22 protein-coding genes are annotated in these 22,185 nt (G+C 72.1%); 3 read left to right on the forward strand and 19 right to left on the reverse strand.

The features are described 5' to 3' along the window. The first annotated feature begins 50 nt into the window (after positions 1-50). On the forward strand, positions 51-1,199 hold the full coding sequence (locus ABZW03_RS05685; RefSeq protein WP_355252778.1) for an LLM class flavin-dependent oxidoreductase: 1,149 nt from the start codon (positions 51-53) through the stop codon (positions 1,197-1,199). Positions 1,200-1,286: 87 nt separating this feature from the next. Here ABZW03_RS05685 and ABZW03_RS05690 read toward each other — a convergent pair whose 3' ends face one another. Further along, entirely contained in the window at positions 1,287-1,679 is a 393-nt protein-coding gene (locus ABZW03_RS05690) for an SCO5389 family protein (protein WP_045694845.1), read from the reverse strand. Between the two features lie 479 nt (positions 1,680-2,158). On the opposite strand from ABZW03_RS05690, the gene nucS reads away from it, so the two are divergent. After that, complete coding sequence (nucS, locus tag ABZW03_RS05695; protein WP_355252708.1) at positions 2,159-2,818, forward strand: endonuclease NucS; 660 nt, start codon at positions 2,159-2,161, stop codon at positions 2,816-2,818. A 4-nt stretch (positions 2,819-2,822) separates the two neighbouring features. On the opposite strand, the gene ABZW03_RS05700 is transcribed toward nucS, so the two are convergent. The 5 genes from ABZW03_RS05700 to ABZW03_RS05720 form a co-directional block, all read right to left on the reverse strand. Next, on the reverse strand, positions 2,823-5,102 hold the full coding sequence (locus ABZW03_RS05700; RefSeq protein ID WP_355252711.1) for an ATP-binding protein: 2,280 nt from the start codon (positions 5,100-5,102) through the stop codon (positions 2,823-2,825). A gap of 246 nt (positions 5,103-5,348) precedes the next feature. After that, the gene (locus ABZW03_RS05705) at positions 5,349-5,678 is read right to left on the reverse strand and encodes an STAS domain-containing protein (protein WP_355252714.1); all 330 of its coding nucleotides are present in this window, start codon (positions 5,676-5,678) and stop codon (positions 5,349-5,351) included. 352 nt (positions 5,679-6,030) lie between these two features. Next, positions 6,031-6,900, reverse strand: coding sequence for a 3-hydroxyacyl-CoA dehydrogenase family protein (locus tag ABZW03_RS05710; RefSeq protein ID WP_355252717.1), 870 nt, complete (start codon positions 6,898-6,900; stop codon positions 6,031-6,033). 168 nt (positions 6,901-7,068) lie between these two features. Continuing rightward, entirely contained in the window at positions 7,069-7,719 is a 651-nt protein-coding gene (locus ABZW03_RS05715) for a response regulator transcription factor (RefSeq protein ID WP_355252720.1), read from the reverse strand. Beyond that, complete coding sequence (locus ABZW03_RS05720; RefSeq protein WP_355252723.1) at positions 7,716-8,924, reverse strand: histidine kinase; 1,209 nt, start codon at positions 8,922-8,924, stop codon at positions 7,716-7,718. The genes ABZW03_RS05715 and ABZW03_RS05720 overlap by 4 nt, the downstream gene beginning before the upstream one ends. Positions 8,925-9,080: 156 nt before the next feature. On the opposite strand from ABZW03_RS05720, the gene ABZW03_RS05725 reads away from it, so the two are divergent. Next, on the forward strand, positions 9,081-9,701 hold the full coding sequence (locus tag ABZW03_RS05725) for a hypothetical protein (protein ID WP_355252726.1): 621 nt from the start codon (positions 9,081-9,083) through the stop codon (positions 9,699-9,701). Between the two features lie 36 nt (positions 9,702-9,737). Here ABZW03_RS05725 and ABZW03_RS05730 read toward each other — a convergent pair whose 3' ends face one another. From ABZW03_RS05730 to ABZW03_RS05790, 13 genes are all read right to left on the reverse strand, one after another. After that, positions 9,738-10,310, reverse strand: coding sequence for a cob(I)yrinic acid a,c-diamide adenosyltransferase (locus ABZW03_RS05730; RefSeq protein WP_355252729.1), 573 nt, complete (start codon positions 10,308-10,310; stop codon positions 9,738-9,740). A gap of 85 nt (positions 10,311-10,395) precedes the next feature. Then, positions 10,396-10,896, reverse strand: a complete 501-nt coding sequence (locus ABZW03_RS05735; RefSeq protein WP_030057523.1) for a DUF2550 domain-containing protein — start codon at positions 10,894-10,896, stop codon at positions 10,396-10,398. 148 nt (positions 10,897-11,044) lie between these two features. After that, the gene (locus tag ABZW03_RS05740) at positions 11,045-11,428 is read right to left on the reverse strand and encodes a F0F1 ATP synthase subunit epsilon (RefSeq protein ID WP_355252732.1); all 384 of its coding nucleotides are present in this window, start codon (positions 11,426-11,428) and stop codon (positions 11,045-11,047) included. Positions 11,429-11,614: 186 nt separating this feature from the next. Further along, positions 11,615-13,060, reverse strand: a complete 1,446-nt coding sequence (gene atpD, locus ABZW03_RS05745) for a F0F1 ATP synthase subunit beta (RefSeq protein ID WP_355252735.1) — start codon at positions 13,058-13,060, stop codon at positions 11,615-11,617. A gap of 2 nt (positions 13,061-13,062) precedes the next feature. After that, the gene (locus tag ABZW03_RS05750) at positions 13,063-13,977 is read right to left on the reverse strand and encodes a F0F1 ATP synthase subunit gamma (protein ID WP_355252738.1); all 915 of its coding nucleotides are present in this window, start codon (positions 13,975-13,977) and stop codon (positions 13,063-13,065) included. Positions 13,978-14,009: 32 nt separating this feature from the next. Next, positions 14,010-15,584, reverse strand: coding sequence for a F0F1 ATP synthase subunit alpha (gene atpA, locus ABZW03_RS05755; protein ID WP_355252741.1), 1,575 nt, complete (start codon positions 15,582-15,584; stop codon positions 14,010-14,012). Positions 15,585-15,740: 156 nt separating this feature from the next. Beyond that, positions 15,741-16,556, reverse strand: coding sequence for a F0F1 ATP synthase subunit delta (locus ABZW03_RS05760; protein ID WP_355252744.1), 816 nt, complete (start codon positions 16,554-16,556; stop codon positions 15,741-15,743). Next, positions 16,553-17,113, reverse strand: coding sequence for a F0F1 ATP synthase subunit B (locus tag ABZW03_RS05765; RefSeq protein ID WP_355252747.1), 561 nt, complete (start codon positions 17,111-17,113; stop codon positions 16,553-16,555). Before ABZW03_RS05765 ends, ABZW03_RS05760 begins: the two co-directional genes overlap by 4 nt. A 35-nt stretch (positions 17,114-17,148) precedes the next feature. After that, a complete protein-coding gene (gene atpE / locus ABZW03_RS05770) occupies positions 17,149-17,385 on the reverse strand; it encodes an ATP synthase F0 subunit C (protein WP_031074289.1) in 237 nt (78 codons plus the stop codon). A 91-nt stretch (positions 17,386-17,476) separates the two neighbouring features. After that, complete coding sequence (gene atpB / locus ABZW03_RS05775) at positions 17,477-18,292, reverse strand: F0F1 ATP synthase subunit A (protein ID WP_355252751.1); 816 nt, start codon at positions 18,290-18,292, stop codon at positions 17,477-17,479. A gap of 285 nt (positions 18,293-18,577) precedes the next feature. Continuing rightward, a complete protein-coding gene (locus ABZW03_RS05780) occupies positions 18,578-19,021 on the reverse strand; it encodes a hypothetical protein (protein WP_355252754.1) in 444 nt (147 codons plus the stop codon). A gap of 299 nt (positions 19,022-19,320) precedes the next feature. Continuing rightward, positions 19,321-20,610 (reverse strand): MraY family glycosyltransferase, encoded by a 1,290-nt coding sequence (locus tag ABZW03_RS05785; protein WP_355252756.1) that lies wholly within the window; start codon positions 20,608-20,610, stop codon positions 19,321-19,323. A gap of 172 nt (positions 20,611-20,782) precedes the next feature. Beyond that, positions 20,783-22,063, reverse strand: coding sequence for a serine hydroxymethyltransferase (locus tag ABZW03_RS05790; protein ID WP_355252759.1), 1,281 nt, complete (start codon positions 22,061-22,063; stop codon positions 20,783-20,785). Positions 22,064-22,185 lie beyond the last annotated feature (122 nt).

The following is a 22,185-nucleotide window of genomic DNA, read 5'->3' on the forward strand; positions in this document are numbered from 1 at the left end:
CGCTGCCGACGGCCCAGCGGGCGGGCGCGCTGCCCCCGGCCACCGGGCCGGTGCGGGTCGGCCTGTTCCTGCTGTCCGCGCAGTTCCCCGGGCAGAGCCACGGCGAGGCGCTGGAGCGCACCGTCCGCTCCGCCGTCGAGGCCGAGGGCGCGGGCCTGGACAGCGTCTGGCTGGCCGAGCACCACTTCGTGCCGTACGGGGTGTGCCCGGACGCCGCCACGCTGGCCGCGATGCTGCTCGGCCGCACCCGCCGGATCGGCGTCGGCACGGCGGTCAGCGTGCTCTCCACCCGCCACCCGGTGGGGCTCGGCGAGCAGGCCGCGCTGCTGCACCTCACCTCCGGCGGGCGGTTCACGCTCGGGGTGGGCCGCGGCGGGCCGTGGATCGACCTGGACGTGTTCGGCGGCGGCGTGGACGCCTTCGAGAAGGGCTTCCCGGAGCGGCTGGACCTGCTGCTGCGCTGGCTGCGCGGCTCCCGGGTGGGCGCGGACGGCCCGCAGTTCGCCTTCCCCGAGGTCGCGGTGGTGCCGCGGGCCACCGAACCGGTGCGGCGGCCGGGCCTGAGCAGCTGGCTCGGCCTCGACGGGCGGTCCGGCCCGGTGCGCTTCCCGCGCCAGCGCCGGGACGACGAGGGCCTCGGCGAGGAGCTCACCGCCGCCGGGCTGCCGGTGGCCGGCCCGCCCGTGGTGGTCGCCTGCACCTCGCCGGGCGGGGTGCGGCTGGCCGCCGAGCGCGGCCTGCCGATGCTGCTCGGCATGCACTCCGGGGACGAGGACAAGCTGCGGATGCTGGAGCTCTACCGGACGGCCTGGCTGGCCGCCGGGCGCGGCGAGGAGCAGCTGCGCCGGATCGGCCGCCGGCACGTCGCGGCCGGGGTGGCCCAGGTCGACGACCGCGCCGCGGCGGCCCGGTCCACCCTGCTGAACGCGATGCCCGGCTGGTTCGAGTACGGGCTCGGCGCCCACCGCACCGTGGACGGCCGCGAGCGCAGGATGCGCGACCCGCGCCAGTACACCGAGCTGCTCTGCGACCTGCACGCGGTGGGCACCCCGCGGCAGTGCGCCGACCGGCTGCTGGCCACCGCCGAGCGCACCGGCATCCGGCGCTTCGCCCTACTCGCCGAGGGCAGCGGCGACCAGGCGGCGACCCTGCACAACATCGCCCGGCTCGGCTCCGAGGTGCTGCCGCAGCTGGGCTGAACGCCGCGGGCGGACGGGCCCGGGCCGCCGCCCCTCCCCCCGCACCGGGGGACGGGGCGGCCGGCGCCGCGGCGGGGGCCCGCCGGGTCAGCAGTCCCGCAGTTCCTCGGACTGGTTGAGCAGCTGCTCCCGGACGGAGGTGAAGCGGTCGTACCGGGCCTCGTTGGCCTCGGACGGCAGGAACACCGCCACCCGGTGACAGTTCTGGAAGGCCAGCCGGACCCCGAAGTGGCGCTGGAGGGCGCCCCGGATGGCGTCGCTGGCGAGGGCGCGCAGCAGCTGGCCGCGGGCCTGCTCGCTGGGCGGTGGTACCTGGTTGTCGGCGAAGTCGGTGCCGTCGACCTTCGCCTGGGCGACCAGCGAGCTGATCAGGTCCCAGGCGTACGGCAGCGAGACGCGGACGCAGTCGACGAATTCCCGCTCGTCGACCTCGCCCCGCTCGGCCTTTTCCAGCAGGGCCGGTGAGACGTCGAGCGACATGGATTCTCCTCTCGCGGTCCACCCGCGCGGCGCCCGGGTGGTCGTGCGTAGGTCAAGCTCACAGTGAGGGTGGCGATGCGCGTGGGGCGTCCGGAACACCGAGGGACAGGGGTTTCCGGCGCCTTCGCGACCGCGGCGGCACCACGGGACGTGACGTCCCGGACACCGAACGCGCTCAGAACAGCGTGGCAGTCAACGGCGCGGCAGGCCGGTCATTCCTGCGGATTACTCCGGAAACATGGTGCGGTGCACCAGATTGGCCGGATCCCGTCGGACCGTTCATCGGAAGTCTCCGTCCCCGTTGACAGCGGTCCCGCGAGCGTGCCGTCACACACCGTAGCGACTCGCTGAGAAGGGCGCCAGACCTCGACGGGCGGCGGCGGGACCGCGGGACCTCCATGGTGGCCGGGTTCGCGCTTTCTTCACCCTGCCGTCGCGGAATCGCATCAACTGGCCCCGGTGGGCTAGCGTGGTCGACCGTGCGTCTCGTAATTGCCCGCTGCTCAGTCGACTATGCCGGTCGGCTCTCCGCCCATCTGCCGTCCGCCACCAGGCTGATCCTGGTCAAGGCCGACGGCAGCGTCAGCATCCACGCCGACGACCGCGCCTACAAGCCGCTCAACTGGATGTCCCCGCCGTGCGTCCTCAAGGAGGCCGACGGGGTCTGGACGGTGGAGAACAAGGCCGGCGAGAAGCTCATCATCACGCTGGAGGAGGTGCTGCACGACTCGTCCCACGAGCTCGGGGTCGACCCGGGCCTGATCAAGGACGGCGTGGAGGCCCACCTCCAGGAGCTGCTCGCGGACCGGATGGAGGTGCTCGGCGCCGGCTGGTCGCTGATCCGCCGCGAGTACCCCACCGCGATCGGCCCGGTCGACATCCTCTGCCGCGACTCCGACGGCGCCACGGTGGCCGTCGAGATCAAGCGCCGGGGCGAGATCGACGGGGTCGAGCAGCTCACCCGCTACCTCGAACTCCTCAACCGGGACCCGCTGCTGGCCCCGGTCAAGGGCGTCTTCGCCGCGCAGGAGATCAAGCCGCAGGCCCGCGTCCTGGCCACCGACCGCGGCATCGGCTGCGTGGTCCTGGACTACGACGAGCTGCGCGGCATCGACGACGACAAGCTCAAGCTGTTCTGACCGCTCAGGACGGCCCCGTGGTCGGACTGGCCGTCCCGCTCGGCGTCGTCGGCGAGCCCGACGTGGCCGGCGGCGTGCTCGGGGTGGACGGCGGGGACGACGGGCTGTGGCTCGACTCGGTCGGCTTCGACGGCTGCCCGGTGGGCTGGGGCGGCTGCGGCTGACCCGGCTGCGGGGCCGGCGGCTGCGGCTGGCCCGGAGCGGGCGGCTGCGACGGCGGCGGGGCCGACGACTCCCCCGCGCCCGGCGAGGAGCTCGCCCTCTTCGTCGGCGAGGCGCTCGGCGAGTGCGAGGCGCTGCCGCTCGCGGACGGCTCCGCGCTGCTCGGCCGGTCCGCCGGGCTGCCCGGCGCGGCACCGGCCGTTCCCGGCGAGGCGCTGCCGGAGGACTGCGGGAACGGCGGGTCCTGCGAGCCGCCGCCATCCAGCCGGCCGCTGTGCGGGTCCGTCCCCCGGGCCTCCTCCGGCCCGCTGAAGCTCATCGCCACCGCCGTGCCGAGCACCCCCAGGGTCAGCACCACCGTGGAGACCACCACCGCCCGGCGCCGCCGGCTGGACTTCAGCCCGGCCGGCACCCGGGCCGCGATCTTGCGGATCACCGGCGCGCGGCCGGACGCCGGCGCGGCGGGCGCGGCGGCCGGCAGCTGCCGGCCCTCGGCACGCAGCAGGTCGAGCATCCGGCGGGCGGCCGCCACCCCGCGCTGCTCGCCCGCCGTGCTCCGCAGGGTGAGCGCGGTCTCCAGTTCGGCGACGGCCCGGGAGGGCTGCTGGACGCAGATCGCGTGCACGCCCGCCTCGTGGTGGAACCAGGCCTGGTCGACCGCCGAGCCGGTGCGGCGGGCCGCCTCCAGGCCGAGCTGGAGCACCCGCTCCCAGGCGCCCCAGCGCAGCGACAGCGCCAGCGCGGGCGCCGCCGCGCGGGCGAGCCGGACCACCGCCTCGTGCCGCCCGGCGGTGCGGTCGGCGAGCAGCACCCCGATCAGCACCTCCGCCTCGGCGGCGACCTGCTCCAGCGTCACCGAGCCGTGCCCGACCCACCAGGCGAAGTGCTGGGCGGCGCCGTCGACGCAGCCGCGGGCCGGCCAGTGCGGGGCGAGCAGGTCGAGCGCGCCGGCGGTCAGCCGGTGGTGCCCGCCGATGGACACCGCCAGTCCGGCGTCGGCGAGTTCGGCGAGGGCGGCCTCGCCCTGCCCGACGTCGATCAGCGCCGGCAGGTGCGGCGCGGTCGGGCACTCGCCGCCGAGCGCGACGGCGAGCCGCAGCACGGCCTGCGCGGGCTCGCTCAGCCCCTCGGCGAGCCGGACGGCCGGCGAGGCGGTCTCCGCCACCGAGGGCAGCGGGACGGTGCTGCGCAGCGCGTTCTCCCGGATCGCCGGGTCCGGGTCGTGGCGGGGCTCGTCGACGGCGCCGAAGACGCCCAGCCGGTCGTCCTCGGCGGCGACCAGCGCGTCCACCGCGACGTCCCGCTGGCGCAGCAGCGCGGCGGCCTGGACGAAGCGCAGCGGCAGGCCCTCGGACTCGAACCAGAGGTCCACCGCCCAGGCCTTCTCGTCGACGTCCAGCGGCCGCCCGGCCAGCCGGGCGGTGAGGGCGAGGCAGGCGGAGCGGGAGAGCCCGGCCACCAGGTGGTCCTGGAGCCGGGAGCCGGCGGGCAGCGGCGGGCTGTCCGGGGCGGCGGAGATCAGGAAGGCGCAGCCGGGGGCGGCGGCGAGCAGCTGCTCCAGCTCGGCGCCGGAGGGCTCGGCGGCGTCGATCACCACGATCGCGCCGACCTCGGCGAGGTGGGCGGCCAGCTGCCCGGGATCGGGGCGGTAGCCGGGGGCGTGGTGGGTGGCCGCGAAGAGGTCCTGGAGCAGGTCGGGGACGGTCCGGCGGTGGCCGCAGAGCTGCACCACACCGCCGGGGGCGAGGTCGGCGGCGGCCTCGGCGACGGCCGACAGCAGTGCGCTGCGGCCCGAGCCGGCCTGGCCGACCAGGCGTATCGAGCGGCCGTCGGCGAGCAGTCCGAGCAGTTCGGTGACGTCGGCCTCGCGGTCCAGCATCGGCAGGTCGGCGGGCCCGGCGCCGAGCGCGAGCGGGCCGACCGCGCGGCCGACGCCGCCGACCGGACCGCGGGCGGGCTCGCTGCGTCCGATCCGGCGCGGGCGCGGGCGCCACTCCTCGGGGCAGGGCCTGACCTCGGAGCCCTCCGGGGCGCCGACGCCCACCAGCAGGGCGCCGGAGACCAGTTCGCCGCCACGGGTGCGGACCGGCTCCTGCCGGAACTCGCCGGATGGCTGTGCCACGTTCTGCTCCGCATCGTGCTCGGCCGTCGGCGCCCCGCGCCGCCCGGCTGACGTCCCGGTAGCGGCCGCGGCCGGGCTGGAGGCAGCCCCGGCGGCCGTCTTCTGACGGGCAGACTCTCGCACATTCGGCCCCGGCCGTGCAGAGCGGTCCGCGGCGGACGGCCGGTCGGCGGCGCTGACCAGGGGCGTTGCGCGGGCGGAGTCGGGGCGGGCGGGCGCACGGTGCGGCGCGCGGCGCGGAGGTGACTAGAGCGCGGCCCCCTGCGCCTCGGCGACGCCCGCGGCGCCGTCGACGGCCAGGATGCGGTGCAGCTTCGTGGCCACCAGCAGCCGCTGCAGCTGGGCCGGGACGGAGCGCAGCACCAGCCGGCGGCCGATCCGGCCGGCCCGCCGGTGGGTGCCCATGATCACGCCGAGCCCGGTGGCGTCCCAGAACTCCAGCCGGGCGAGGTCGAGCACGAGGTCGCCGAGGCCGCCGTCCACGGCCTGGTGCAGCCGGGCCCGCGCGTCGGCGGCGGTGCGCACGTCGAGGCGGCCTTCGATGGCCAGCGCCGTGTGGTCGCCGGTGATGCGCATGCTCTCCTCCTTCGCCTGGGCGGCCTGGTGCGGGGCGGGTCCGCCCCGGCCGTGCCGGGTGCGGGAGCGGCGGGTGCATCCGGAGGGGCCGCGGCCCCACGTCCGGACCCGGGCGGAATGCCGGGTTCCCTCATCTGACGGTGAACCGGCTCCGCAGGTTGCTGGTTCCGGCCGGATCTGAAGCAACTTCACCCGTCCGAGGGAATATACGCAGGTCGGCCCCACACCTACGCTCGATTACCGCCCAAATCACCCGTCTGCGGCACCCGGCGTGAGGAAACTCACCCGCCCCGGCGGAGCGGGCCGTACGGTGCTCCGACCGTACGGCCCGCGGTCGTTCAGCGCCGGCGGCTCACTTGCCCTCGTACGGGTAGAAGCCGCGGCCGCTCTTGCGGCCCAGGTCACCGGCGGTGACCATGCGGGCCATGATCTCCGGGGGGGCGAACTTCTCGTCCTGGGTCTCGGTGTAGATGTTGCGGGCGGCGTGCAGCAGGATGTCCACGCCGGTCAGGTCGGCGGTCTGGAGCGGGCCCATCGCGTGGCCGAAACCGAGCCGGCAGGCGGTGTCGATGTCCTCGGCGGTGGCCACGCCCGACTCGTACAGGCTGGCGGCCTCGACGACCAGCGCGGTGATCAGGCGGGTGGTGATGAAGCCGGCCACGTCGCGGTTGACCACCACGACCTCCTTGCCGACGCCCTCGGCGTAGGCCTTCGCGGCGGCCAGCGTCTCGTCGCTGGTCTTGTAGCCGCGGACCAGCTCGACCAGCTTCATCATCGGGACCGGCGAGAAGAAGTGGACGCCGACGACCGACTCCGGGCGCCGCGTGGCGGCGGCGATCCGGGTGATCGGGATGGCGGAGGTGTTGGAGGCCAGCACGGCGCCGTCCTTGGCGAGCTTGTCCAGCTCGCGGAAGACGCCCTCCTTGACCTCCAGCTGCTCGAACACGGCCTCGACCACGATGTCGGCCTCGGCGACGGCGCCCAGGTCGGTGGTGGTGGTGATCCGGCCCAGCGCGGCCTCGGCGTCCTCGGCGCTCAGCCGGCCCTTGGCGACGAACTTCTCGTACGAGGCGCGGATGCCCGCGAGGCCGCGCTGCAGCGCCTCCTCGGTGACGTCCCGCAGCACCACCGGGTGGCCGGCCTGCGCGGAGACCTGGGCGATGCCGGCGCCCATCAGGCCGGCACCGATCACGGCGATCTGCTTGCTGGACGCATTGCTCATGGCTGGGTCTCCCGATGCCGTCGCCGCCTCGCGGGCGGGCCCTGAAGGCGGCTCAGGGCAGGGGTCACCCACCGCAGGAGCCGCGTCGCTCTGGCCCGGACTTTAGTGCCCAATCCGCCCGGGCAGTAGCGATCGGGAGTGTGATCTGCGACCGACGTGGTCAGGTGATCAGATCGTCAGACCGAGGTCCTGGGCCAGGATCGCCGCCTGCACCCGGCTGCGCAGGCCCAGCTTCGCCAGGATGCGGCTGACGTGCGTCTTCGTGGTCGCCTCCGCCATCTCCAGCCGGGCCGCGATCTCCCCGTTCGACATCCCGGCCCCGATGCAGGCCAGTACCTCCCGCTCGCGGCCGGTCAGCGCGCCCACCGCCGTCCGGGCCTCCGGGACGACCGGCCGCCCGGGGCGGGCGAAGGCCCCGATCAGGCGCTTGGTCACGGAGGGCGCCAGCATCCCGTCCCCGCGCGCCACCGTGCGGATGCCCTCGACCAGGGTGTCCGCCTCCAGGTCCTTGAGCAGGAACCCGGACGCGCCGGCCCGCAGCGCGCCGTAGACGTACTCGTCCAGGTCGAAGGTGGTCAGCACGAGCACCTGGCCGGCCCCGGCGGCGACCACCTCGCGGGTCGCCGAGACGCCGTCCAGCCGGGGCATCTGCACGTCCATCAGCACCACGTCCGGCCGCAGCTCCAGCGCCAGCCGGACGGCCTCCTCGCCGTCGGCGGCCTGCCCGACCACCTCCAACTCCGGCTCGGCGCGCAGGATCATCACCAGCGCCGCCCGTACCGCCGCCTGGTCCTCCGCCACCAGCACCCGGATCGTCATGCCCGCTCCTCGTTCGCCCCGGCGCGCGGCAGCACCGCGCGCACCCTCCAGCACCCGTCCTCCGGCCCGGCCTCGAAGCTGCCGCCGAGCAGCCCGGCCCGCTCCGCCATGCCCACCAGCCCGGCCCGGGCCCCGGGCAGTTCGCGGCCCGGCCCGCTCCGGTACGGACTGTCGACGGCGATCCGGAGTTCCTCGGGCGCGAACTCCAGCCGCAGGCTGACCAGTCCGGGCCCGGCGTGCTTGAGCGCGTTGGTCAGCGACTCCTGGACGATCCGGTACGCGGCCAGTCCGACCGGCACCGGCACCTCGCCGCGCTCGCCGTGCTCGTGCAGCTCGAAGTCCAGCCCGACGTCCTGGCCGGCTGCCCGGGCCTTGGCCAGCAGGGCGTCCACCGCGGCCAGGTCGGGCGCCGCGTACGACTCGTCCGCCTCTCCCCCGCCGCTGTCCCGGAGCAGTCCGATCATGCGACGCATTTCGGCCAATCCCTGGACGCTGTTCTCCCGGATCACCGCCAGCACCTCCACCAGCGGGTCGTCCGCGGGCAGGTTCCGGCGCCTGGCCACCGACTGCGCGCCGGTCGCGTGGATCGCGATCGCCGACAGGTGGTTGGCCACCACGTCGTGCAACTCCCTTGCCATCCGCGCCCGTTCGGCGACGACCGCCTCACGCCGGTCCATCTCCGAGAGCAGCGCGGTCTGTTCCGCCCGCAGCCGCTCGGCCTCCGCCTGCTGCCGGTGCTTGCGCACCACGTCGCCGGTCCACACCGGGCCGAGGAAGACCAGCGCGCTGAGCACCACCACCAGCAGCGCGAAGGAGGTGCCGACGTACCCCGCCGCCATGGTGGTGAGCACCACCACCGTGGCCCCGCCGGTCAGGTGCAGCACCCGGGACATCCGGGCGCTGCCGTAGACCACTGCCGCGTACAGCAGGTCGGTGTACAGGATCAGCGTGGCCGTCAGGTTGCCGAGGAACACGCTCGCCACGAAGACCAGCCCGCCGACCGACACCGCCAGCACCGGCCTGGTCCGCCGGAAGAGCTCCAGCCCCGCCATCACCAGCAGCGGCGGCACCACCGCCCACGGCGGCACCCGGCCGGCCTGGTCGTACGCCCTGAAGACGATCAGCACCGTGCCGCCGAGCAGCCCGAACAGGGCGATCAGCTGGTCCTGGCGGCGCGCGGGGAGCGCGGGGAACGAAAGGGGCACGGTCCCATCCCACCACCCCCGGCGCCCGCCCGGGCTCCGGTCCACGGAGGAGCCCGCTACATCGAAAGGTGCAGCACCGGACGGCACCGGGCGACGACGACAGCGGCGCGCCCGCGCACGAGGCTGGAAGCACCGTCGAACATCCGGGAGCAGAACGTGATCGTCACTCTCATCGTCGCGGCCGAGATCTCCTTCTGGATCCTGCTCGGCCTCGGCCTCGCCACCCGCTACCTGCTCCGGTGGCGCCGCACCAGCACCGCGCTGCTGGTCGGCCTGCCGGTGGTGGACCTCACCCTCTACGCACTCACCGTGTTCGACCTGCGCGGCGGCGCCACCGCGAGCTGGACGCACGCCCTGGCCGCGAGCTACGCGGGCTTCTCGATCGGCTACGGCCCCTCGCTGGTCCGCTGGGCCGACCGGCACTTCCTGCACCGCTTCGCCGGCGGTCCCAAGCCGCTGCCCTCGCCCAAGTACGGGCCGGAGCGGACCAGGTACGAGTGGCAGATCGCCGGCCGGACCGTCGTGTCGGCCGCGGTCACGCTGGGCCTGATCACCCTGCTCGTCCCGCTCTCCGCGGGCGCCGCCCACTTCGGCACCTTCGCCCAGTGGTACCTCAAGCTGGGGATCGCGGCCGGGGTCAACGTGGTCGTGGCCGCCTGCTACTCGATCTGGCCCAAGGAGCCGCCGGCCGGCGTGCGGGTCGAGAACGGCCGGGTGGTCACCGACAAGACCCTCGTCGGCTCCGCCCCCGGCCGCACCCCGGCCGACCGGCCCTGAACGGCCCTGTACGCCGCGTAGGACCCGGGGCGCGGCCTAGCGGTTCTCGCCCGGGACCCAGAGCACGTCGCCGCGCTCCTTGTTGGCCACCCGGGCCAGGATGAACAGCAGGTCGGACAGCCGGTTGAGGTACTTCGCGGTCAGCGGGTTGACGCTGTCGCCGTGCTCCGCGATCGCCGACCAGGTCGAGCGCTCGGCCCGCCGCACCACCGTGCAGGCCAGGTGCAGGTGGGCCGCCCCGGCCGTACCGCCGGGCAGGATGAAGCTGCGCAGCTTCTCCACCCGGGCCAGGTACTCGTCGCAGTCCGCCTCCAGCCGGTCGATGTAGGACTGCAGGACCCGCAGCGGCGGGTACTTCGGGTCCTCCACCACCGGGGTGGACAGGTCGGCGCCGACGTCGAACAGGTCGTTCTGGACCCGGACGAGCACCGCCGCCATGTCCTCCGGCAGCTCCCCGACCGCCAGGGCCACGCCGATCGCGGCGTTGGCCTCGTTGGCGTCCGCGTACGCGATCAGTCTCGGGTCGGTCTTGCTGGTCCGGCTCATGTCGCCGAGCGCGGTGGTGCCGTCATCGCCGGTACGGGTGTAGATGCGCGTCAGATTGACCATGCGGCCAGACTAGCCGCCCGGTTAGGCGGCGTTAACCCCGTCTCGGAACCCCGTGGCGCGAGAGCGCCCCCATCGAGCGCCGTCGCTACGCGACATTGACTCTCTGCCCCGGCGGGGCCGCCTCCAGCCAGGCCAGGAAACCGGTCAGCGCGTCCTCGCTCATCGCCAGCTCCAGCGGCGCCCCGTTGTGCAGGCAGCGCAGCACCACCGACCCGGACAGCAGGGCCAGCTCCTCCTGGCCCTCCGGGTAGCGCCGGCCGAGCACCTCGATCTCCCGGCGCGGCAGCACCTTGCGCGGCCGCGGGGCGTACGAGAAGACCCGGAACCACTCGATCGAGTCACCGCTGTACCGGCCGATACCAAAAACCCACCCCTTGCCGTCGGTCGGGGGGACCGGGGCGGAGGTGGGTTTGCCGTTCTCGTCGAGGTCGGGCTGCGTCGAGGCGTCGGCGGGCATTTTGAGCCGGTAACTGCAGTCGAACGTGCCGCCGACCCGCTGGATCAGGCGGCGCCGGACGGCGAAGGCCATCAGCCCGATCACACCCAGGGCCACGACCGCCGCACACACCACAAGCGCGAGGACCATGCTCACCCACCTCCTCGCTACCCGCGTTCCCCGTAGCGGTCGTATCAAGCGACCGCGCTGACCTACCAACTACGACGACAGTCCCGGGGTCACGCTCACGCGTCCCCGGGACCGTCGGTCGACCCCGCTAAGCCGGGGTCCGGCGCACTCAGGCGTGGGCCTTGAGGCCGCGCGCCGCGAACAGACGGACCTCGGCGCGGCGCTCGGCGTGCGCGTCCAGGTCCGACTTGGCCTTCTCCAGCGCGCGCTCGGCACGCGCGACGTCGATCTCGTCCGCCAGCTCGGCGATCTCCGCGAGCAGAGACAGCTTGTTGTCGGCGAAGGAGATGAAGCCGCCGTGCACCGCGGCGACCACGGTGCCGCCGTCCACCGTGCGGATGGTGACGGGACCGGTCTCCAGCACGCTCAGCACCGGGGTGTGGCCCGGCATGATGCCGGTGTCACCGGAGGCCGTACGGGCGACGACGATGGTGGCCGCACCGGACCACACCTTGCGGTCGGCTGCGACCAGCTCGACGTGCAGCTCAGCCAACGTGGGCTCCTAGGCTCATGCAACGCCCGATTACTCGGGAGTTTCGGTAAGAATAACGGCCCCGCGCCCCCGGCATGAAACCGGCGGCACGGATTTGACCGGAATCACAGCCGATGCGACGTGAGGGGTGGTCCCCAGGCTCGGGGGCCACCCCTCACGGTCACGCACAGCTGCTACCGGCCGCGATTACTTCTTCGCCAGCTCGGCGGCGTTCTTCTCGAGGTCCTCGATGCCACCGCACATGAAGAAGGCCTGCTCCGGGACGGAGTCGTACTTGCCGTCCGCGATCGCGTTGAAGGCCTCGATGGTCTCCGACAGCGGCACGGTCGAACCCTCGACACCGGTGAACTGCTTCGCCACGTAGGTGTTCTGCGAGAGGAAGCGCTCGATGCGACGGGCGCGGTGCACCGTGATCTTGTCCTCTTCGGACAGCTCGTCGATACCGAGGATCGCGATGATGTCCTGGAGGTCCTTGTACTTCTGCAGGATCCCCTTGATACGGACGGCCGTGTCGTAGTGGGTCTGCGCGATGTACCGCGGGTCGAGGATGCGGGACGTGGAGTCCAGCGGGTCGACGGCCGGGTAGATGCCCTTCTCCGAGATCGGGCGCGACAGAACGGTGGTCGCGTCCAGGTGGGCGAAGGTGGTGGCCGGCGCCGGGTCGGTCAGGTCGTCCGCGGGGACGTAGATCGCCTGCATCGAGGTGATCGAGTGACCGCGGGTCGAGGTGATGCGCTCCTGCAGGAGGCCCATCTCGTCGGCCAGGTTCGGCTGGTAGCCCACCGCGGAGGGCATGCGGCCGAGCAGGGTCGACACCTCGGAACCGGCCTGGGTGAACCGGAAGATGTTGTCGATGAAGAGGAGCACGTCCTGCTTCTCGACGTCACGGAAGTACTCCGCCATGGTCAGCGCGGACAGCGCGACGCGCAGACGGGTGCCCGGCGGCTCGTCCATCTGGCCGAAGACCAGCGCGGTCTTGTCCAGAACGCCCGAGTCGACCATCTCGTCGATGAGGTCGTTGCCCTCACGGGTGCGCTCGCCGACACCGGCGAACACCGACACACCACCGAAGTTCTCGGCGACGCGGTAGATCATCTCCTGGATCAGAACGGTCTTGCCGACACCAGCACCACCGAACAGACCGATCTTGCCACCCTGGACGTACGGGGTGAGCAGGTCGATGACCTTGATGCCGGTCTCGAACATCTCGGTCTTGGACTCGAGGTCCTTGAACTCGGGGGCCTTGCGGTGGATCGGCCAGCGGACCTCGACCTGCTTGTCGAACTCCGCCTGGTCCACGTTCAGCACGTCGCCGAGGGCGTTGAACACCTTGCCCTTGGTGATCTGGCCGACCGGGACGGAGATCGCGGCACCGGTGTCGGTGACCTGCGAACCACGGACCAGGCCGTCGGTCGGCTGCATCGAGATGCCGCGGACCATGCCGTCGCCGAGGTGCTGGGCGACCTCGAGGGTCAGGGTCTTCTTGCCCGTGCCGTCGGGGTTGTCCACCTCGACGTGCAGGGCGTTGTACATGTCCGGGATCGCGTCGACGGGGAACTCCACGTCGACGACCGGGCCGATGACCCGCGCGACGCGGCCCGTCGCCGTGGTCGGCTCAACAGTGGTGGTCATACTCATTCGCTCCCGCGGCTCGCGTCAGCGAGCGCGTTGGCGCCACCGACGATCTCGCTGATTTCCTGGGTGATCTCGGCCTGACGGGCCGAGTTGGCAAGCCGCGTGAGCGACTTGATGAGCTCGCCGGCGTTGTCCGTCGCGCTCTTCATCGCGCGGCGGCGGGCGGCGTGCTCGGAAGCGGCCGACTGCAGCAGCGCGTTGTAGATCCGGCTCTCGACGTACCGCGGCAGCAGCGCGTCCAGGACGCCCTCCGCCGACGGCTCGAAGTCGTACAGCGGGAAGATCTCCGCCTTGGCCGGCGACTGGTCGCTGAGCTGGACCTCGTCCAGCTTCAGCGGCAGCAGCCGGGCCTCGACCGCGTTCTGCGTCAGCATGGACACGAACTCGGTCGAGATCAGGTGGAGCTCGTCCACACCGCCGGTCTCGGCCGTGAAGGCCTCGATCAGGTCGGCCGCCACCGTCTTCGCGTCACCGTACGTCGGCTTGTCCGAGAACCCCGTCCACGAGTCCGCGATCGTCAGACCGCGGAACGTGTAGTACGAGACGCCCTTGCGGCCGATGATGTACGTCACCACGTCCTTGCCCTCGGCCTTCAGGCGCTCGGTGAGCGTCTGGGCGGCCTTGATGGCGTTGGTCGAGTAGCCGCCCGCCAGGCCGCGGTCCGCCGTGATCAGCAGGACGGCGGCGCGCTTGGCGTCCGGGTTCTCGGTGGTGAGCGGGTGCTTGGCGTTGGACCGGGTGGCCACCGCCGTCACCGCGCGGGTGAGCTCGTCGGCGTACGGAGTGGAGGCGGCCACCGCGCGCTGCGCCTTGACGATGCGCGACGCGGAGATCATCTCCATCGCCTTGGTGATCTTCTTCGTCGCGGTGACAGAGCGGATCCGGCGCTTGTAGACCCGAAGCTGTGCTCCCATGGGTCGTTACGTCCTTTCCCTCGCTACCGGACTCAGGCCTGCTCGGAGAGCAGCTTGCCGTCAGCGGTCTGGTAACCCGCCTTGAAGGACTCGATGGCCTTCGTCAGGGCGTCGACGGTGCCGTCGGCCAGCAGGCCGGTCTCGACGATGCCGGCGAGCAGGTCCTTGTGCTGCAGGCGGACGTGGTCCAGGAACTCGCGCTCGAAGCGGCGGATCTCGGCGACCGGGACGTCGTCCATCTTGCCGGTGGTGCCGGCCCAGATGGAGACGACCTGCTCCTCGACCGGGAACGGCTGGTACTGGCCCTGCTTCAGCAGCTCGACCATGCGCGCACCGCGCTCCAGCTGGGCCTTGGAGGCCGCGTCCAGGTCGGAACCGAAGGCGGCGAAGGCCTCCAGCTCGCGGTACTGGGCGAGGTCCAGACGCAGGCGGCCGGCGACCGAGCGCATGGCCTTGATCTGGGCGGAGCCACCGACGCGGGAAACCGAGATACCGACGTTCACGGCCGGGCGGATGCCGGCGTTGAACAGGTCGGACTCCAGGAAGCACTGGCCGTCGGTGATGGAGATGACGTTGGTCGGGATGTACGCCGAGACGTCGTTGGCCTTGGTCTCGATGATCGGCAGACCGGTCATCGAGCCGCCGCCGAGGGCGTCGTTCAGCTTGGCGCAGCGCTCCAGCAGGCGGGAGTGCAGGTAGAAGACGTCACCCGGGTAGGCCTCGCGGCCCGGCGGGCGGCGCAGCAGCAGGGAGACGGAGCGGTAGGCCTCGGCCTGCTTCGACAGGTCGTCGAAGATGATCAGGACGTGCTTGCCGTCGTACATCCACTCCTGGCCGATGGCCGAGCCGGTGTACGGGGCGAGGTACTTGAAGCCGGCCGGGTCGGAGGCGGGAGCGGCCACGATGGTGGTGTACTCCAGCGCGCCGGCCTCCTCCAGGGCGCCGCGGACGGACGCGATGGTGGAGCCCTTCTGGCCCACGGCGACGTAGATGCAGCGGACCTGCTTCTCCGGGTCGCCCGAGCGCCAGTTGTCACGCTGGTTGATGATCGTGTCGACGGCCACCGCGGTCTTGCCGGTCTGGCGGTCGCCGATGATCAGCTGGCGCTGGCCACGGCCGATCGGGGTCATCGCGTCGATGGCCTTGATGCCGGTCTGCAGCGGCTGCTTGACCGACTTGCGGGCCATGACGCCGGGGGCCTGCAGCTCCAGGGCGCGGCGACCGGTGGCGGCGATCTCGCCCAGGCCGTCGATCGGGTTGCCCAGCGGGTCCACGACGCGGCCGAGGTAGCCGTCGCCGACCGGGACCGAGAGGACCTCGCCGGTGCGGCGCACGGTCTGGCCCTCTTCGATGCCGCCGAACTCACCGAGGACGACGACACCGATCTCACGGGTGTCGAGGTTCAGCGCGAGGCCGAGCGTGCCGTCCTCGAACTTCAGCAGCTCGTTCGCCATGACCGAGGGCAGGCCCTCGACATGCGCGATGCCGTCCGCCGCGTCAGTGACCGTGCCGACCTCTTCCACAGAAGCGGCGTCCGGCTGGTACGACTGGACAAAGTCGGCCAGCGCGTCCCGGATCTCCTCCGGACGGATCGTAAGCTCCGCCATCAGGCTTCCCTGCTCTCCTAGTTTGCGATCCTCGGCCCGCCATTGAGGGCCGCAAGTATTCGACTCTCGGCCGGGTCTTCCGAACCGGCCGTACGATGTGCCGGCTCCTTGGGGAGCCGGTTTCCCGACCGAGGGTCGGATGTGCTGCTTCGGTGCTCAGCCTTCGAGCGACTGGCGAGCGCCCTCGAGGCGGCTCGACACGGTGCCGTTGATGATCTCGTCGCCGATCTGCACCCGGACGCCGCCGACGACCTCGGGGTCGACGTCGATGTTCAGGTGGACCTGGCGGCCGTACATCCGGCCCAGAGCACCGGACAGGCGCTCCTTCTGGGTGTCCGACAGCGGCACCGCGGTGGTGACCAGGGCCACCACGCGGCCGCGACGCGCGGCGGCGAGCTTCGAGTAGGACTCGAGGCCCTGCTCCAGGCTACGGCCACGCGGCACGTTGACGAGGGCGGTGACCAGCCGGACGGTGCCGGCGTTGGCGCGGCCGCCGAGCAGCTTCTTGATCAGCGCGGTCTTCGCGACGGCACCGGCCTTCGGCTCGGTCAGCGCGGCGCGCAGCTCGTGCGAGCCGCTCACCACCCGGCCGAAGCGGAAGAGCTCGTCCTCGACGTCGTCCAGGGCGCCGGCCCTGTCCGCGGCGATGATCTCGGCGTACGCGGCGAGCTCCTCGGTCGCGTCCACCAGGTCGCGCGAACCCGACCAGCGGGAGCGGACCAGACCGGAGACCAGGTCGACGGCCTCGCCGGAGACCTGGCCGGTCAGCAGCGAGCTGACCAGCTGGGCCTTGTCCTGGCCCGACCGCGACGGGTCGGTCAGGACGCGGCGCAGCGAGACCTCACGGTCCAGCACGGCCGTGACGGCGGTGAGCTCCTCGGCCAGCGCGGCCGCGTCCACCGAGGTGGAGTCGGTCAGGCTCTCCAGGTTCTGCCGACCGGCGGCGAGCGCCTCGCGGCTGGCGCCGATCACTTGGCCGCACCCTGAGCAACGGCGGCCTTGGCCTCCAGCTCGTCCAGGAAGCGGTCGATGACGCCGCTCTGCCGGGCGTGGTCCTCGAGGGACTCGCCCACGATGCGGGACGCCAGCTGGGTGGCCAGCGAGCCCACGTCCTGACGCAGGGCCGCGGTGGCCTGCTTCTTGTCCGCCTCGATCTGGGCGTGACCGGCGGCGACGATGGCCTCGCGCTGGCGCTGGCCCTCCTCGCGCATCTCGGCGAGCTGGGCGGCACCCTGCTCGCGAGCCTGCTCGACGATGCGGGCAGCCTCGTGGCGCGCCTCGGCGAGCTCGGCGCGGTACTGCTCAAGCAGGGCCTGGGCCTCCGCCTGGGCGGCCTCGGCGCGCTCCATCCCGCCCTCGATCGCGTCCCGGCGCTCCGACAGCACCTTCTCGATGCTGGGGAGGAGCTTCTTGCCGAGCAGACCGAAGACGATGAAGAAGCAGAGCAGGCCGATGATGATCTCGGGCCACGCGGGGAGGAGAGGGTTCATCTTCTCCTCGGCCGCGAGCTGGACGATCGCCATGCTCATATCTGGACCTTCCTCAGAAAGGGTCTACGGCGGGATTACTTGTTGCCGAAGACGAACGGCATGACGATGCCGATGAGGGCGAGCGCCTCGGTCAGCGCGAAGCCGATGAACATGTTGGAACGGATGAGACCGGCAGCCTCGGGCTGGCGGGCCATGGCCTGGACACCGTTACCGAAGATCAGACCGACGCCGATGCCGGGGCCGATGGCGGCGAGGCCGTAGCCCAGGGAGGCGACGGAACCGTAGACAGTGCCCTCAGCGAGGATGCTCATTGACGTTGTCCTTTGCAGGGTGGTGAACCGGTGGTGATTGGCCACCGGGCGATCCGGGAGGTGGTTCTCGGCGGGGCCGTGGCCCCGGGGCTCAGTGCGCCTCTTCCAGGGCACCGGCGATGTAGCTGCTGGCCAGCATCACGAAGATGTAGGCCTGCAGGAACTGGACCAGCAGCTCGAAGGCGGTCAGGCCGACGGCCACGATGAACGAGGCCGAGCCGTACAGCGCGCCCAGGGACGGGCTGAGCAGGTACCAGGAGGCGATGGAGAACATCACGATCAGCAGGTGGCCGGCGAACATGTTCGCGAAGGCTCGGACCGCGAGCGTGAAGGGGCGCACGAAGATGTTCGAGAAGAACTCGATCGGCACCAGGATGAACATGACCCAGCCGGGGATGCCCGACGGCCAGCAGAGGTTCTTCAGACCGCCGACGAAGCCGTGCTTCTTAAAGGTCAGCGTCATGTAGGTGATCCACACGACCGCCGCGAGGCCGGCCGGGAACGCGATCGCCGCCGTCACGGGGAACTGTGCGAACGGGATGATCGACATGATGTTCATCAACCAGATGAAGAAGAACATCGAGACCAGCATCGGGACGTACTTCTCGCCCTTCTTGCCGATCGTCTCGAGCACGATGGAGCGCTTGACGAAGTCGTACCCGATCTCACCGACCAGCTGGAGCTTGCCGGGGACCAGACGCGGCTTGGCGAAGGCGGCCCAGAAGAACACGACGACCAGGAGCGCGACGATGATCGACAGCAGCATCGGCTTGTTGAACTCGACGCTGCCGATCGAGAAGATCGGCTTGAACTGGAACTCGTTCAGGCCCGGGGCCGGGAAGCCGCAGCCAGCGTCCCCGAAGTGGCAACTGCCTGAGGCGAGCGAGGACGTGAGTTCAGCACTCACCACGGACTCCTTCGTCGTGACGCATGGATACGGCAACCTCGGTGTGTCGGCGTGGCCTGGGGCCACGGAGCGGCACTGGAACTTGATGGGTTTCTCGCCGACCCCGCGCGCCGGTGCACTGCACCACAGCGGGATCATCGAAGACTGCGCGGATCAGGGGGGCGATCCGTCCGCTGTCCGGACAGACCTGGCCTCTTCCCGTACTCCGTTGTTGCGACGGACGATAGCAGCCCGTCAGCGCGGCATAAACACCGCCCCCCTCGTTGGGAGGACAGTCGGGCCTCGTCACTGTTGACGCCCCTTGTCGGAGGGCTCGTCGCCCTTCTTTTCGGAGGCGTCGGGGTCGACGTAGAAGGTCTTGGCCTTGAGCGCGCCGCGCACCTGGAAGCCCGTCCAGATCAGGGCGCAGCCGAGCAGGGTGAAGGCGAACGCCTGCCGGTTGAAGAGCTCGGTGTCCTTGAAGACCGCCAGCACGATGCCGACCAGCAGGATCTGCGTGGTGTAGACGAGGAGCGCCGCGGCCATCATGATCTGCGGGTTCGACCTGGTCAGCCGGTCGAGCGCGACCTGGCCGAAGCTGAAGAAGGCCATCACCAGCAGTGCGCCGAACAGGGCGCCGAGCAGCCCCTTCCCACCGGCGACGGCGAAGGAGATCGCCATGGCGATGATCCCGGCGACCGCAGTGGGAATCGCGGCGCCTCGGAGGATCCGGGCGTCGGTGGACGGCATGTCGGCAGCTCCGGCGGCATGTCGATGTGGCGGGGGGACGGGCACAACGGGTGGCGGGTGACACCGGACCGAGGCATCGCCGCGGGCCGCCCATCGGAACGGCGGGCCCGGGGAGGGAGACCGACAGGGACGGAAGTCATCCACCTGTCAGGTCTTTCGGCGTGTTCTCGGTACTCGTGAACGGTATCACAAACTATTTGATGAGAGCTTTACCATGAATGTGTGGCACCTGTCACACCGATGGCGCAACAGTTCCGCCGTTCGGGTGAACGCGATCCGATGGTCCCTCAACTCCCTTGTCAGTGACGGCCGGTGGCCTTGTGGTGCGAGCCGACCGCGGCGGGGTCCACGCCGGAGTCGCGTCCGGCTTCACCGAGGAGTTGCTTGTCCTTCGCCGACAGTTCGGCCATCGGACCGATCTGCTTCCGGCGGTAGCGCGGGGGGACGAAGGCCTGCACCGCCCGCGGGGCGCGCGGCCGGAACCGCGGGACGAGCAGCACCACCAGGCCGACCAGGCAGAGCCCGGCGAGCGTCAGGACGACGGTGCGGCCGGTGTTGGTCACCGAGAAGGCCACCGAGCCGAAGGCGATCAGCGCGGCCCAGAAGTACATGATCAGTACGGCGCGGCTGTGCGAGTGGCCGACCTGGAGCAGTCGGTGGTGCAGGTGGCGCTTGTCCGCGGCGAACGGGGACTGGCCGGCCCAGGTGCGGCGGACCACCGCGAGCAGCAGGTCGGCCAGCGGCAGCGCGATGACCGTCAGCGGCAGCAGCAGCGGGATGTAGATCGGCACCAGGGCGTGCACGGCGGCGGTCTGCGAACCGGCCTCGTTGCTGATCAGGTCCGGGTCGACCCGGCCGGTGATGGAGATCGCGGCGACGGCCAGCATCAGGCCCAGCATCATCGAGCCGGAGTCGCCCATGAAGATCCGCGCGGGGTGCATGTTGTGCGCCAGGAAGCCCAGGCACATGCCGATCAGCAGCACGCTGAACAGCACGGCGGGAGCCGCGTCGGAGACCGTGTAGCCGTACCAGAGCCGGTAGCTGTACAGGAAGAAGGCCATCGCGGCGATGCAGACCATGCCGCCGGCCAGGCCGTCCAGGCCGTCGATGAAGTTCACCGCGTTGACCATGACGACGACCAGGACGACCGAGATCACCATGCCCTGGGTGGGGCTCACCGCGACCGGGCCGACGCCGGGCACCGGGAGGCTGATCACCGTGACGCCCTGCCAGACCATCACACCGGCGGCGATCATCTGGCCGCCGAGCTTCACCAGCGCGTCCACGCCCCACTTGTCGTCGAGCACCCCGAGCAGGAACATGATCCCGGCGCCGGACAGCAGCGCGCGGATGTCGGTGCCCTGGGAGAACGCCTTGCTCAGGTTGTCGAGCTGCGAGGCGACCAGGATGCCCGCGCAGAGTCCGCCGAACATCGCGATGCCGCCGAGCCGCGGAGTGGGCTCGCGGTGGACGTCGCGGGCGCGCACCGGCGGCATGGCCCCGGCCGCGATGGCGAACTTCCGGACCGGGCCGGTCAGCAGGTAGGTGACGGCGGCCGTGCAGAACAGCACCAGCAGATACTCACGCACCACTGGCCTCCTGCATCACTGTCGAACGGGGAGGTACCGAAGGTACTCCCCTGCCTTCCCGGGGTTCGAGGTGCGTCGCCACGGCACACACCTTATTGAGTCGGACGCCGGGACCGTGCATCGCGGTTCGCCCTCCCGGGTAGGAGATCCGGATACCCGCGGACGGCCGCCGTCAGACCCGGTCGGCGAAGGCCAGCGCCAGCTCCCGGACCCGCGCCGCGGCCGGGGCGACCGCGCCCCCGGCGAGCACCCGGGCGATCAGCCCGGCGATCTCGGCCAGCTCCGGCTCCGCCATCCCCTGACTGGTCACCGTGCCCGTGCCCAGCCGGATGCCGGAGGCCTCGGCGGCCGGCGCCGGGTCGTACGGCAGCGCGCACTTGCCGAGCAGCAGCCCGGCCGCCGCGCAGCGCCGCTCGGCCTCCGCGCCGGTCACCCCGAGCGGGCTCACGTCGGCGGTCACCAGGTGGGTGTCGGTACCGCCCGTCAGCGGGCGCAGGCCGGCCTCCGCGAGGCCCGCGGCGAGCGCCCGCGCCCCGGACACCGTCGCCCGCGCGTACGCCCGGTAGCCGGGCGCGGAGGCCTCCGCGAGGGCCACCGCCTTGCCGGCCACCTCGTTCATCGCCGCGCCGCCCTGGCTGAACGGGAACACCGCCCGGTCGATCCGCTCGGCCAGCTCCGCGGTGCACAGCAGCAGCCCGCCGCGCGGACCGCGCAGCAGCTTGTGGGTGGCCGCCACGGTGACGTCCGCGTACGGCACCGGGGAGGGCGCCACCCCGGCCGCGATCAGCCCGGTGGTCTGCGCGGCGGAGGCGATCAGATAGGCGTCCACCTCGTCGGCGATCTCCCGGAACGCCGCCCAGTCCGGGTGCCGGGGGTACGAGATCGAGCCCGCCACGATGGCCTTCGGGCGGTGCTGCCGGGCCAGGTCGCGGACCTGGTCGAGGTCGATCAGCCCGTCGGACTCGCGCACGCCGTAGCCGGTGAAGGCGAACCAGCGGCCGGAGAAGTTGGCGCGCGAGCCGCAGCTGAGGTGGCCGCCGTGCTCCAGCGACATCGCCAGCACCCCGTCGCCGGGCCGCAGCAGCGCCGCGTAGGCCGCCAGCATCGCCGAAGTCGCCGACCGGGGCTGGACGTTGGCGTGCGGGGCGGCGAACAGCTCACGCGCCCGGTCGATCGCCAGCAGCTCGGCAGCGTCCGCCAGCGCGCAGCCGGTGTGGTGCCGGCGGCCCGGGTACCCCTCGGCGTACTTGTCGATCAGCGGGCCGGTGAGGGCCGCCAGGACGGCGCGGGTGGTCAGGTTCTCCCCCGCCAGCAGCTGGATCGTTTCGGCGCGCCGCTCGGCCTCTGCGGCGAGGAGGTCGGCCAGCTGCGGATCGGCCCGGTGCAGCACCTCGGACGCCCAGGGGCGCCCGGTGGTCGCGGTGGGGCCGGTCGCGGCATCGGTGACGGTCATGGCGGGGCTCCCGGGCGCTGCGGGGACTGTGCCACCCAGCGTAGGACCGCTGCCCGTGCCCGGCCCGCCGAGCCGCCGTCCGGCGCGGCGCCCCTTCCTTGCGCTCGGCTCGCCTCCGGGCC

Source organism: Kitasatospora sp. NPDC004799 (assembly GCF_040609095.1).
Classification (GTDB): Bacteria; Actinomycetota; Actinomycetes; order Streptomycetales; family Streptomycetaceae; genus Kitasatospora.

Excerpts from the sequence above, each read along its gene's own strand:
- atpA (WP_355252741.1), bottom strand. The coding sequence starts at position 15,584 with ATGGCGGAGCTTACGATCCGTCCGGAGGAGATCCGGGACGCGCTGGCC.
- ABZW03_RS05765 (WP_355252747.1), bottom strand. The coding sequence starts at position 17,113 with ATGAGCATGGCGATCGTCCAGCTCGCGGCCGAGGAGAAGATGAACCCT.
- ABZW03_RS05715 (WP_355252720.1), bottom strand. The coding sequence starts at position 7,719 with ATGACGATCCGGGTGCTGGTGGCGGAGGACCAGGCGGCGGTACGGGCG.
- ABZW03_RS05750 (WP_355252738.1), bottom strand. The coding sequence starts at position 13,977 with ATGGGAGCACAGCTTCGGGTCTACAAGCGCCGGATCCGCTCTGTCACC.
- ABZW03_RS05735 (WP_030057523.1), bottom strand. The coding sequence starts at position 10,896 with ATGGTCCTCGCGCTTGTGGTGTGTGCGGCGGTCGTGGCCCTGGGTGTG.
- ABZW03_RS05705 (WP_355252714.1), bottom strand. The coding sequence starts at position 5,678 with ATGCGCATCACCGGCGACCACACGGCGCTGGCCATCGAAGGCCGCCTC.
- ABZW03_RS05710 (WP_355252717.1), bottom strand. The coding sequence starts at position 6,900 with ATGAGCAATGCGTCCAGCAAGCAGATCGCCGTGATCGGTGCCGGCCTG.
- atpE (WP_031074289.1), bottom strand. The coding sequence starts at position 17,385 with ATGAGCATCCTCGCTGAGGGCACTGTCTACGGTTCCGTCGCCTCCCTG.
- ABZW03_RS05730 (WP_355252729.1), bottom strand. The coding sequence starts at position 10,310 with ATGGTCAATCTGACGCGCATCTACACCCGTACCGGCGATGACGGCACC.
- ABZW03_RS05780 (WP_355252754.1), bottom strand. The coding sequence starts at position 19,021 with ATGCCGTCCACCGACGCCCGGATCCTCCGAGGCGCCGCGATTCCCACT.
- ABZW03_RS05790 (WP_355252759.1), bottom strand. The coding sequence starts at position 22,063 with ATGACCGTCACCGATGCCGCGACCGGCCCCACCGCGACCACCGGGCGC.
- ABZW03_RS05690 (WP_045694845.1), bottom strand. The coding sequence starts at position 1,679 with ATGTCGCTCGACGTCTCACCGGCCCTGCTGGAAAAGGCCGAGCGGGGC.
- atpD (WP_355252735.1), bottom strand. The coding sequence starts at position 13,060 with ATGACCACCACTGTTGAGCCGACCACGGCGACGGGCCGCGTCGCGCGG.